Consider the following 13118-nt stretch of genomic DNA (forward strand, 5'->3'; position numbering starts at 1 on the left):
TGGCTTGGGAGGTATTTTTGATTAAACTTTATTTTAAAGCAACAACAAGGAGTTAAAGTACTCAACTAATTATAAATAAAGACTCTTCTCAAGCAGTCAAAGTAGCAAATGAATGAAAGAGCAAACTCGCTGCAAAGCAAATAGAGCATAACTTCTCGAAAGTTGGTCCATACCTTACTGCAAGTATTGGAATTGCAACAATCATTCCCAAAGAAGAACTTTCTCCTTCCTTATTAGTTTTAAAAGCGGATGAAGGACTATATGAATCAAAAGAAAAAGGAAGAAACACCTATACAGCCATTGAGGTAGATATGGTTATATAGAAAAGACCAATTTCCCTCCTATTAACATAATGGAAGGGAAATTGGTCCTTTTTCATTAATCGTTTTTCGCAAGCTTTGCTAAACCTGTAATGTATTCGAAAAACGCATCCCGATTTGCATCATATACAACAGAAACAGGACGACCTTCTTCACTTAGTAAGGTTCTACCTTGGGAAGGAGCTTCTGTTAAAGCAATGGATTTCACTTCTTTCATTTTAACCAATTCTTTTTTTCCAATCGTTGCAGTGGTTAAAACATCCCATAAATAATAGGTAGAGTTTGTCTCCACATGCACAAGAGGGGGACAAGCAGCATAACATTGCCCAATGAAATCGACGCCTGAAAATCTTCTTAATGATGCCCAATTATTTCGTACGGAAAGAGTTAGTGGCACTTGATTTGTACTTTCTAATGCCACCATTTCAATCGTTAAATCGCTAGCCCATACTGTTGATACTGCCCACGGATCCCAGAAAGCATTCCATTCCGCAGTTCCATCATGCTCCGGCTCTTGCACATTGCCGACCTCTAAGAATGTTCCCCCCATCCAAACTAATTTTTCAATTTTTTCTTGAATATCTGGGGCAATTTCTAATGCTCTTGCCAAATCTGTTAACGGGCCAGTAAATAAAAGCGTCGTTTTATCCGGATTTTCTCTGACAGCTTTAATTAAATGTTCATGTGCAGGAAGAGCGCTTTCAGGTGCAGTTACTACGCCACTTTCATTTAAAATCGGCAGTGCATCTACATAAAAAGTATGCATTCTCCATTCTTTTGGAAAAGGATTCACTCCACGAGAATTGGATCTAGCAACTTCAATTGCTCCATTACCAAATCGATCAATAATCTTTCTACTTGCACTAATACCAGGCTCTAAATAGCCATCTGCCGGAATGACGGAGACACCAATTAATTCCACTTCATCCATTTGTAGTAGAAGGAAAAGGGAAACTAAATCATCAATTCCTGCATCATGGTTAAAATAAACTTTCTTTGACAAAGACATTCACTCCTATGTATTACAATCATTTATAAAGCTTATTCTATTATACTATCAGATTCATGCGAATAATTAGTAAAAAAATACTAAATATTTGTTTCTAGTCTCTTCTAAATTAACTTAGCTTAACTTATTTATATAGACAATTAAATTAATTGGAAAAATTTTACCCACAAAAAGAAAAAGAGCTTAGCATAATCTCCAAGTTCTTTTTCTTTATATACCTAGATGCGTATAGTTTCTATTATCGATTAATAGATTTGTTATTTACATAATCGTGAAGTTATTTTCGTCCAAAATCAGCCTTAATCTCTCCATATTTATTCGTATCCCATTTTAAAATCTTATTGGAATAGTTGTTTTCCTTCAACCACTTTTCTGCACGTTCGATTAATTGCCATAATTCTTCTGTTCGCTTGTCTCGCACTAAGGTAGTGTTTGCTTTTTTATTTCGAACCCAAGAAAGAGCGGTCATACTGTCGCTGTAGATGGTCGTATTTTTTTCTTGTTTTTGCAAAAGACTTAGCGCATGTACGATTCCTAAAAACTCACCAATATTATTTGTTCCAAATACTGGCCCATAGTGGAAGAGAACTTCTCCTGTTTTCGTATGGACTCCACGATATTCCATCAACCCAGGATTACCGCTACAAGCTGCATCTACAGATATGCTATTTTCATCAATTGCTTCTAAGGAAGTGTTAGCCTGTTTTTTAGAGGAAGAGCCTTTCGCCGCTTTTTGACCAAAACTCCCTCCTTGATTAAAGGCTTTTTCTGCTTCCTCAAGTGATTGGTAAGATTTAAAAGCTGCTCCTTTAAATCCTTTTGTCTGTTTTTCGCATTCAGCCCACGTACGATAAATCCCAGGTTTTCTTCCATTCCATACAACATAATATTTTTTCCCTGCCATTCATTATAACCAACCTTTCACGTCCTATTAAGTAATCATATCATATAATGAAATCGAAGCACAAAATAGGCATTTAGCCACAAACTTTTGAAAAGGCTTTCTATAATTCTTGTAATTTACTATAATGATGGGGAGTAAAATAGGAGGGTGGGGCATTCATTGTTACAGTTACTTCCACTAATGATTGAAAGAGTCGGTATTTTAGTTATCTTTGCCTTCTTATTATCAAGAATCAAGATTTTCCGTTCGATTATCCATAAGGAATCACAATGGCAGGATAAGCTCTATTTAATTCTTTTCTTTGGCTTGTTCGGGATTATTAGCAACTATACCGGGGTAGAAATTTTAAAAGGAAGCATAAGTACACATACATGGCAGCATGAACTAGATGTATCAAGCGCGATTGCAAATACGCGCATTATGGGTGTTGCGATTGGTGGCATGATTGGAGGTCCTTTAGTAGGTCTTGGAGTGGGATTAATAGCCGGTCTTCACCGCTTAACACTAGGCGGATTTACCGCGCTAGCCTGTGGATTATCAACGATCATGGCAGGGATAGTTACCGGTTTCCTCGGCAGGAAGTATTCTATCCAGCAAGACTCAGCCAGCAAGGCTGTTATTATCGGCATAGCGATGGAAATAATTCAAATGGCATTCATCCTTTTATTCGCATCACCATTAGCTCTTGCACTCGAACTAGTCAAAATCATTGCTTTTCCGATGATTGTCATCAATGGATTTGGGATGTTAATTTTCATTTATATCATACAAAATATTCTTTTAGAAGAGGAAAAAACGAAAGCAGCCCAAACCAATATCGCTTTAAATATTGCACAATCTACACTAGCGTACTTTAGGCAAGGCCTAAATCCTGAATCAAGTAAACAGGTTGCTAAAATTATGCTTAAAGCAACAAACGCAGATGCAGTATCCATTACAAATAGATCGATTGTATTAGCACATGAGGGTCTAGGAAGGGATCATCACATTCCCCTTGATAAAACCTCTACAAAACTTACAGAAAAAGTGTTAAGAGAAGGTAATATATTAGTAGCCAAAAATAAAGACGAAATTCAATGCAACAATCAAGATTGCCCTCTCTATGCTGCTATTTTATTACCCTTAAAAGCGAATAATAAAATAGTTGGTTCATTGAAGCTTTATTTTGCTAATCCCAAAAACATTCAATTAGTAGAATACACAATGGCGGAAGGCTTAAGTAAATTATTTTCTTTACAGCTGGAATTAGCAGAGGCAGAGCTTCAGCAAAGGCTACTAAAAGATGCGGAGATTAAAGCATTGCAATCACAGGTTCATCCCCATTTTCTTTTTAACAGCATGAATACTATATCAGCACTAATTCGCACAGATGGAGAGAAAGCTCGGGAAATGATTCGAAAATTGAGTATTTATTTTCGCAGTAATATACAAGGTTCCAAAAATATGTTAATTCCCTTAACACAGGAATTAGAACATGTGCATGCTTTTTTAGCATTAGAAGAAGCACGGTTTCCAGATAAGTTCATCTTGAAAGAGTCAGTTGATCCTGAATTAAAGAAGGTACTAATTCCCCCTTTTACCCTTCAGCCTTTAGTTGAAAATTCGATACGCCACGCTTTTTCAAAAGGAAATGTTGGAAATATTACGATATCTGCTCATAAAGAAAAGGATAGAATGGTGCTGATTGCAGAAGATGATGGTAAAGGGATGTGTGAGGATACGCTTTATATGATTGGGCAAAAAACAATAACATCTAGCACTGGCACAGGAACCGCGCTTTGGAATATACAAGAGAGAATGAAAAAAATTTATGGAGAAAAAGGGATGTTCAACATTGAAAGTGAGTGGAATAGAGGAACAAAGGTAATGATCAAAATACCATTTAACGAGCCAGCAATCTGGAGGGGAGCAGATGATTAAAGCATTAATTATAGAAGATGAACCATTGGCTAGAGATGAACTAAGCTATCTGTTAAAAAGAAGTAATAAGATGGAGATAGTAGGGGAATGCGATTGCCTTGAAACTGCCTTAGAGTATATTGACAATCTTGAAATCGATGTAATATTTTTAGATATTGAGCTTGGGGAAGAGAACGGGATGAACTTAGCCGAACGTTTAAACCTTAAGGAAAATGGAAATGCCCCTGAAATTGTTTTTGCTACCGCTTATGACGAATATGCTTTGCAGGCGTTTAATGTCAATGCACTTGATTATCTTCTAAAACCATTTGAAGAAGAGCGAATTAATCAAACGATTATAAAACTAGTAAATAAAAGAGAAAGAAAGAGGAATGAAGGGCAAGGAAATAAACTTACTAACTCTCCGATACATAAAAATAAGCTCGCGATTTCAACAAACGAAAAAATTAAAATCATCGATGTAGATTGTATTGTTTATATTAGTGCACAAAATGGAAAAACATTACTTGTTACCGATGAAGAGGAAATGATCGTTACATTTACCTTAAGTCAATTAGAACAAAAGCTAATAAACAGTCCAATTATGAGAGTCCATCGGTCTTATTTAATAAATAAAGAACGAATTTGTGAAATAGAACCATGGTTTAACTCTACTTATTTATTATGTATGAATAATGGGGAAAAGGTGCCATTGAGTAGAAATTATACGAAAGAGATTAAGCAGTTATTCGGTTTTTAACAAAGATGATTTTTTAGTCGAACCTAACAGATAAAATCATTGTATTTTATCTGTTATTTTTTGCATCTCATATATAAATCCCCGCATTCTGTCATGAAAATGACTTATCTTCCTTTTTCATTTTTTATAATAATAGCATTAAAGGAGGTAGATAAATATGAATGCGGTTACAATTGTAATAGCATCTGCGTGTATCTTGATGATTGCTTATCGTTTATATGGTACCTTTATGACTGTAAAGGTATTAAAGCTAAACGATAAAGAAAAAACTCCCGCTCATGAATTAAATGATGGAAAAGACTACGTACCTACAAATAAGTGGGTCACATTTGGTCATCATTTCGCAGCTATTGCTGCAGCAGGACCGCTCGTAGGACCTATTCTTGCTGCACAATTCGGCTATTTACCTGGGCTAATATGGTTATTGATAGGCGCTGTAATCGGTGGTGCTGTCCATGATGCAGTTGTGCTATTTGCTAGTATGAGAAAAAAAGGAAAATCTTTATCCGAGGTAGCAAAGGAAGAACTCGGACCTGTTGCTGGTTTTTGCACAGGGCTTGCTATGCTGTTTATTATTACCATCACTATGGCTGGTCTATCCATGGTAGTATTACACGCTCTGGAAAGAAATCCATGGGGCACATTCTCTGTGGGGATTACTATTCCTATTGCAATGGGCGTAGGAATATTTTATAAAAAGACAGGAAATCTGAAATTATGTACAACAATTGGATTTATTCTATTAATGATTGGTGTGTTTGTTGGCCCAATGATTCAAGAAACAGTAGTTGGAGATTGGCTAACCCTTGATACAAAAACACTTGCGATCATTCTTCCAATCTATGCATTTTTTGCAGCGGCACTTCCTGTGTGGCTACTCTTGGCACCTAGAGACTATTTAAGTAGCTTTATGAAAATAGGTGTGTTTATTGCCCTTATCATTGGTGTTTTTATTATTAATCCCGCCATTGAATTTCCAGCGTTTACGGAATTCGTACACGGAGGGGGACCAGTAATTGCAGGACCAGTATGGCCGTTTATTTCGATTACCATTGCCTGTGGCGCTATTTCTGGCTTCCATGCATTTGTCGGATCTGGAACTACCCCAAAAATGCTCGATAAATGGAGCGATATTAAAGTCGTAGGTTTTGGAGCCATGCTTGTTGAGTGTTTAGTTGGAATTATGGCACTGATTGCTGCAACCGCTTTACATCCTGGAGATTACTTCGCGATAAATTCAACTCCAGAGGTATTTCAGACACTAGGAATGAGTGTATCAAATTTACCAGAGTTAAGTCGTGAAATCGGGATTGATTTAGAAGGCCGAACTGGTGGAGCTGTTACATTGGCTGTTGGAATGTCCTATATATTCACGGAAATCTCTTGGTTTTCTCATCTTGCTTCTTATTTCTTTCAGTTTGTAATCATGTTTGAAGCAGTATTTATTTTGACTGCAATCGACGCTGGTACAAGAACGGCACGTTATTTGATTCAAGACTTTTTAGGCGAGTTTTACAAACCACTAAAGAGGGTCGATTGGTTGCCTGGCTCCATTTTTGCCAGTGCGCTAGCATGTGTGATGTGGGGATATCTATTATTCTCAGGTGATATCAGCTCTGTCTGGGCACTATTTGGGGTATCCAATCAGCTAATGGCAACAATCGGACTTATTATTGGCGCAACCGTGATTTTAAAAATGGCTGATAAAAGAAGATATATGCTCACTTGCCTTATCCCGATGGCTTATTTATTTGTAACAGTAAATTACGCAGGATATTGGATGGTGAAAAATGTTTATTTAAACCCAGAGGCAGTTGGCTATAATGTGTTAAATGCAGTGCTTTCCATTATTATGCTAATCTTAGGCATTATTATCATTATAACAGCAACAAAGAAATGGTTTGACACTTGGAATACTCCGCGTGTACAAGTAGAAACTCCGAACCTTCATTAAATTTCATTATGCAATGGGTTATAAAGTAGGATGTATGTATATGTTCTTACTTTATAACCTTTCTTCGTTATTATTACAATTAAATTCCACATTCACTACCATCAAAAAAAAATCCTTCGGAAAAGAATTTTTCAACTTATAAACAAATTATAATAAGTGTATTCTAATTGTACATGCAAGGACAAAGGTATTAATGAGGTTTTAATCACTGAATATCGGGTATCAATATAATGTTTTGCCAAAATACTTATTTCGGTACATATCACATGATTAGCATCTATGACAAGAGTAAGGAGTTCTTATATGGATTATAAACACAGTGAATTAAAATGGATTATCGCAATTGGCGTTTTTGTTTTATTCTCTGTGATACTTAATGTCTTTGTTACAAGTATCAATAGAGTCATTTTTATTCTGTTACAACTTATCATTACTGCTGGGTTACTTTATGTTTTTTATCAATTAATAAAAAAAATCACCTATGTTCTAGGAGAATATGCACAAACCAATAAAAAATTGCAATCGATTTTCGAAACATTAGATATTGCCATTTGGTTTCATGATTTAAAAACCAATACATTAATGATTACTGCTGGAATTGAAACCATTTACGGATATTCCGTTGAGGATTTTTACAAAAACCATAATCTATGGAAAGAAGTCATTCATCCCGATGATAAAAAAGTTTTAGAGGAGCGAGCAGAGCTTCTTACGAAACAGGATGTCGTTGTTAGCAATTACCGGATCATTAAACCAAATGGAAAAATTCGTTGGATTAAAGATAGAGGGATTGCCGTTTTTGAAAAAGCTACTGGAGAAATGAAGGAATTTACTAGTGTATTGATAGATATAACCGATAATAAAGAAAATGAAGATAAATTTACGAAGCTAGTCGATATGTCTCCAGATATCATCGCGGTAGTTATGGACTATAAATTACATTATATAAATAAAGCCGGTATAAAAATATTTGAAAGTGACCACAGCCCATTAGTCGGTCTTTCTGTTAATGATCTTTTTCCAGAAGAGACTTTTCACTATATCGTTCAAGAATTTAATAAAGGAATAGAACAAAAGAGACAAGTGATCGAAATGGAAATTGATTTCATGAAAGGAAATGGGGAAAAGCTATTACTAGAAATCCATTGTATGCGCATCCTGTTCGGAGGACAGGATGCTGTATTAATACTAGGAAGAGATATTACGTCACGAAAGCAAACAGAATTAAAAATAAAACAATTGGCATTCACCGATGTATTAACAGAATTACCAAATCGAAATAGTTGTATAAGCTTTTTAAACGACCGCTTATTAAACTGTGATGAAGTTCAAACAATGTCTGTATTATTTCTAGATTTGGATCAATTTAAACGGATTAATGACACAAAAGGGCATGGTACTGGTGATATTATATTAAAAAAAGTAGCCCATAGGTTAAAATCTGCTATAAAAGAGAATGATTTTGTAGCACGTTTAGGTGGAGATGAATTTTTAATCTTATTAGAGAATAAAACAAAATGGGAGACATCGGAAGTAGCAAAAAAAATCATTAGTCAATTTTCTGTTCCATTTATTGTGAAGCAAGATGAATTCTTCGTAACACCTAGCATTGGCATCAGCATGTTTCCTGAGGATGGCAAAGACCAAGAATCATTAATAAAAAATGCGGATGCAGCTATGTATGTTGCCAAAGATTATGGAAAAAACAATTATCAATTTTACTCTTCCTCTAATGCAGAAAAAGGGGCAAGAAAAATGGAATTGGAGATGGCTCTTCAAAAGGCAATTGCTAATAATGAATTAGAACTATATTATCAGCCACAAATAAATAATACTACAGGAAACATATATGGAGTGGAAGCACTTTTACGCTGGAAACACCCTGCATATGGCTATTTATCTCCCGATGAATTTATTCCCATTGCAGAAGAAACGAATTTAATGCTATCTATAGGGGAATGGGTATTGACACATGCATTTATGCAAAAGAAAAAATGGGATCTAGCGGGCAAAAAAGATATAAAGCTCGCAATCAATATTTCTGCACGCCAATTTCAATACAGCGACTTCTTTCCTTTTCTTCAAAAAGAGGTGAAAAGACTTCAAATAAACACAGCGAAAATAGAGTTAGAAATAACAGAAAGTATCATGCAGAATATAGAAAAAGCAACAATTGAACTAAATAGTATAAAACGACTTGGCTTTCAAATATCCATTGATGATTTTGGAAAAGGCTATTCGTCATTAAGTTATTTGAGATCACTACCGATTGATACAATTAAAATCGATAAAAGCTTTATCGATGATATCAGTCATCCAAAGCATAAGGGATCGTTAGCAAAAGTAATTATTGATATGGGGCATAATATGAATTTTATCGTCATCGCAGAGGGTGTTGAAACAAAAGAACAAGTGGACTTTCTTCAGAAGCATGAATGCGAAATTGTCCAAGGTTATTACTATAGTAAACCATTGACTTCAGATGAACTGGAGAAATTATATCTTTAGTAGTTATGAAATAAGCACTATTTTTCTTCTTGCGCTTCTAACGTTATACTTAAATTAAGATAAACTTATTTAAGTTGATCAAAGAAGCTTAAAAAATCTTTTGCAAAGTTGGTGATCAAATTGCCTTGTCAATCAAATGAAGAATTAGAAAGCATTCTTTTGGAAGCAAAGCAGTATACAAGAGAAGGGAAAGTAGCCGATTATATCCCCGCTCTAAGTAAAGCAAATCCAGATGATTTATCTGTGGCAATCTATCATCCTGATGGTACTTGTTATTCTGCTGGATGTATTCAAGAAAAAATCACGTTACAAAGTATCTCTAAAGTAATTACATTAGCTCTAGCTTTAATGGAATCAGGGGAAGAATACGTTTTTAGCAAAGTAGGATATGAGCCTACGGGTGATCCGTTTAATTCCATCGTTAAACTAGAAATGAGCAATCCATCTAAACCATTAAACCCAATGATAAATGCTGGTGCACTGGCAGTTACTCATATGATTAAGGGGAATTCGGTTGAAGAGCGGTTTCGAAAAATAATTGATTTTGTAAAAAGGCTATCTGGAAATGAGGAAATTAGCTATTCAGCTGAGGTTGCAAAATCAGAATTTGAAACATCTCATTTAAATAGAGCACTATGTTTTTTTATGAAACAACATGGCATTATTAATGAAGATGTAGAAGAATTATTGGACTTATATACAAAACAATGCTCTATAGAAGTGAATTGCTTAGATTTAGCAAGAATTGGGATTGTCTTTGCTTTAAATGGCAAGGAACCAATTACAAATAAGCAATTAATGCCTGCACATGTTGCACGCATTTGCAAAACTTTCATGGTAACATGCGGAATGTATAATGCTTCTGGAGAATTTGCCGTACGGGTTGGAATTCCTGCAAAAAGTGGGGTAGCCGGCGGGATATTAGGTGCGGTACCAAATCGCTTTGGAATTGGCATTTCCGGACCTGCCCTCGATGACAAAGGAAATAGTGTTGCCGGATTAAAACTATTAGAAATACTTGCAAGCAAATATGAATTAAGTATGTTTTAAAGGAAAATTAAATCGCTAATCTTTTGTTATTTCCGATAGAAAGGAATACAAGAGATTAGCGATTTTTTGGTTAATCTACCATCTGTTCGGGTAACATAATTATACTTACATGTTAGAAAAAGGGGGATAAACATGAGTTTAACACCTCAGCAGCGCATAGAGCTACATGGATTTAATAATTTAACAAAGTCTTTAAGCTTTAATATGTATGATATATGCTATACACGGACTAGGAGTGAACGTGAAGCCTATTTACAATATATTGACGAACAATATAATGCAGATCGTTTAACGAAGATATTAAAAAATGTTTCAGATATCATTGGAGCCCATGTGTTGAATGTAGCCAAGCAAGATTATGAACCACAAGGGGCAAGCGTTACATTACTCGTCTCAGAAGGACCAGTATCTGAAGCACCAAAGGAAGTATTTGAAGAATCGCCAGGACCACTACCAGGAGGATTTCCAGGCTCTGTTGTGATGCATCTCGACAAAAGTCATATTACGGTTCATACATATCCTGAATATCATCCAGATGAAGGAATCAGTACCTTTCGCGCCGATATCGATGTCTCTACTTGTGGAGAAATCTCTCCCTTAAAGGCATTAAATTATTTAATCTACTCTTTCGATACAGATATTATGATTATGGATTACCGTGTTAGAGGGTTTACCCGCGATATTCATGGCCATAAATTATTTATCGACCATGACATAAATTCCATCCAAAACTATATACCTGATGATGTTAAAGCACAATTTGATATGATTGATGTCAATATATATCAAGAGAATATCTTTCATACAAAATGTAAGCTAAAACAATTTGATTTAAATAATTATTTATTTGGCTATAAAGAAGAGGAACTTAAACTAGAAGATCGCATTTTTATTACAGAAAAGCTAACGCAAGAAATGAATGAAATATTTTATGGGAAAAATATTAAGTGAATGTAGACTGGCTAAAACTCTTTAATCAAGAGATTAGCCAGTTTTTTTATCGTCATTAGCGGCGAAAAAAAACTTACACGGCACAACTAACACAATGATTTAGTTGTGCCGATTCCACTTGCTTTCAATATTGTTTAAATATGCATTTGGGTCCTGCTTAAATCTTCTCTGTTTTGTGTGTTCATGTATTCGACTGTCCCACTTACTAACTTCTTTTTTATAGCCAGAATAAGTAGCATTCCGAATCTTCTGCAGCCCATCTTGTTCATTTTTAACATTTTCAACGAATACGATGTTTTCACCGTGACGAACAATGTATCGATTCCAAGTTCGACTGCCTGTAATCCTACGATGCCTTACTTTTGTTCTTCTAAAGAAAAGCTCTAAATCATTATTTGTCCTTGGCAGGAGAGGGTAATCGTAAAATGTAAAGAGACCTTTCCAAAAGCCTTTACTATATCTCATCAGATTGTCCACAAAGGCAAAATCATCTTCACGGTTTAGTTCCTTTTCTATTTGGGTCAGATATTGTTTTAACCGGGATTCAACCCAAGAACTTGTTTTGTTTTCGGAAGGATCCATGATTGTGGCAATCCTTTTAAAACGCAGATCCCACCGTTTTACGAGCTGATAATCCTTTTTGTAGTTATCCACATTTCTGACTATTCTGAACAGCTTTTCAAGTAAAGGAGTCCCCTTTTTTATCCAGGCATTTTTCAATCGAGTCCTTGATTGATTTTGTTCGCTCAAAGACACGTGTACCTGGTAATTCAAACGGTGGTTTTCCATCTTCCAAAAGCACTGAACGAATCGCCGCTACATAGTCACTCGCAATTTCTTCTTCCATGCTTACTGATGATGATTCTTCAATTTTTCTTTCGATTTCCCGAATTCCCCTTAGCTTCTTTTTGATGTTTGTCTTTAGCTTTCTGTCCTTTTCTACCAACGGTTTTGCGATATCTTTGAAGTAATGGAACTGACAGTATTGATATGGGATGTCCGGTGCTATCTTTTCGATTGCTAAACGGATTGACTGCTGACCATCACTGATGAAACCTTGGATAGGGTAACCCCAATCAAGAATTGGTTGAATAATTCCGATTAACTCTTGAGAGGCGCTACTCTTTAAATTATGTGCTGCCAAGATGGTGCCACTTAAGACCTCGCGAATAACATACAACGTTTCATTTCCTTTTTCAGGTTGAACGCCATCAATGGATAAGATTAATCCATTGTTCTGTTCCACGACTTCCTCTAAGGTTTCTTTCATATTTTCTGTAATCGCTGAACGAAGAAGTAACGCATATCGTTCGTACAGTTTCTGAACTTGCCTTTCTGAGATTTTCACTTGCTTCTCAGCTAGGATGGTGGCAATTTCTGAACGGGTTTTATGTTCTTTGAAACGCAAGTGCCCAATGTGGGCAATGACATCCATGCCATAGGTGATGTGCTTCATACTAAGTTGCTCAGCCTCCGCAGAACGATAAACAGTATTGTTCTCACAGCCATTATTTTCACAGCGATAGCCAAGATTAATAACTTTAAATTCCCCTTTTAGGGTAGAGATGGTTTTCCTCCATACAGGATGGCAATAGGTTAATTTCTCTCCACAGTCAGGACAATTTGAAATTTCAGGACTGTAATAGATAGACTCGCTTGGATTCAACCTGTTTTTAGTACGCATAAATAAACACCAACTTAAATAATTAATAAGTCTATTATAACCTATTTTATCCGTTGGTGTTATTTATTCCGTGTAAGAA

The 13118-nt window shown here is 35.6% G+C and carries 10 protein-coding genes and 1 pseudogene; 7 read left to right on the forward strand and 4 right to left on the reverse strand.

The window, feature by feature from the left end; all coding sequences use genetic code 11:
* Positions 1-131 precede the first annotated feature (131 nt).
* Positions 132-323 (forward strand): annotated as a pseudogene (locus tag ADJ83_RS26820) (diguanylate cyclase domain-containing protein); the annotation flags it as partial.
* Positions 324-378: 55 nt separating this feature from the next.
* Here the strand turns inward: ADJ83_RS26820 and ADJ83_RS06250 are convergent.
* Together ADJ83_RS06250 and ADJ83_RS06255 are read right to left on the reverse strand one after the other, a co-directional pair.
* On the reverse strand, positions 379-1323 hold the full coding sequence (locus ADJ83_RS06250) for a nucleoside hydrolase (RefSeq protein WP_031539934.1): 945 nt from the start codon (positions 1321-1323) through the stop codon (positions 379-381).
* Positions 1324-1606: 283 nt separating this feature from the next.
* Entirely contained in the window at positions 1607-2233 is a 627-nt protein-coding gene (locus ADJ83_RS06255; protein WP_031539932.1) for a viroplasmin family protein, read from the reverse strand.
* 159 nt (positions 2234-2392) lie between these two features.
* On the opposite strand from ADJ83_RS06255, the gene ADJ83_RS06260 reads away from it, so the two are divergent.
* From ADJ83_RS06260 to speD, 6 genes are all read left to right on the forward strand, one after another.
* A complete protein-coding gene (locus tag ADJ83_RS06260; RefSeq protein WP_031539931.1) occupies positions 2393-4153 on the forward strand; it encodes a sensor histidine kinase in 1761 nt (586 codons plus the stop codon).
* Complete coding sequence (locus ADJ83_RS06265) at positions 4146-4892, forward strand: LytR/AlgR family response regulator transcription factor (protein WP_031539929.1); 747 nt, start codon at positions 4146-4148, stop codon at positions 4890-4892. Before ADJ83_RS06260 ends, ADJ83_RS06265 begins: the two co-directional genes overlap by 8 nt.
* A gap of 157 nt (positions 4893-5049) precedes the next feature.
* Positions 5050-6846: a carbon starvation protein CstA gene (cstA, locus tag ADJ83_RS06270; protein ID WP_031539928.1), complete on the forward strand. Its 1797-nt coding sequence runs from the start codon at positions 5050-5052 to the stop codon at positions 6844-6846.
* A 303-nt stretch (positions 6847-7149) separates the two neighbouring features.
* Positions 7150-9354 (forward strand): sensor domain-containing protein, encoded by a 2205-nt coding sequence (locus ADJ83_RS06275; protein WP_035416735.1) that lies wholly within the window; start codon positions 7150-7152, stop codon positions 9352-9354.
* Positions 9355-9474: 120 nt separating this feature from the next.
* Positions 9475-10404, forward strand: coding sequence for a glutaminase A (gene glsA, locus ADJ83_RS06280; protein ID WP_031539925.1), 930 nt, complete (start codon positions 9475-9477; stop codon positions 10402-10404).
* 132 nt (positions 10405-10536) lie between these two features.
* Complete coding sequence (speD, locus tag ADJ83_RS06285) at positions 10537-11355, forward strand: adenosylmethionine decarboxylase (protein WP_031539923.1); 819 nt, start codon at positions 10537-10539, stop codon at positions 11353-11355.
* A gap of 99 nt (positions 11356-11454) precedes the next feature.
* Here the strand turns inward: speD and ADJ83_RS06290 are convergent, their stop codons facing one another.
* Both ADJ83_RS06290 and ADJ83_RS06295 read right to left on the reverse strand, forming a co-directional pair.
* On the reverse strand, positions 11455-12009 hold the full coding sequence (locus tag ADJ83_RS06290; RefSeq protein WP_152910798.1) for a hypothetical protein: 555 nt from the start codon (positions 12007-12009) through the stop codon (positions 11455-11457).
* Between the two features lie 25 nt (positions 12010-12034).
* On the reverse strand, positions 12035-13039 hold the full coding sequence (locus tag ADJ83_RS06295) for a transposase (protein ID WP_109769519.1): 1005 nt from the start codon (positions 13037-13039) through the stop codon (positions 12035-12037).
* Positions 13040-13118: the final 79 nt, after the last annotated feature.

The sequence above is a fragment of the Bacillus sp. 522_BSPC genome (assembly GCF_001076885.1).
In the GTDB taxonomy this organism is placed as follows: domain Bacteria; phylum Bacillota; class Bacilli; order Bacillales; family Cytobacillaceae; genus Niallia; species Niallia hominis.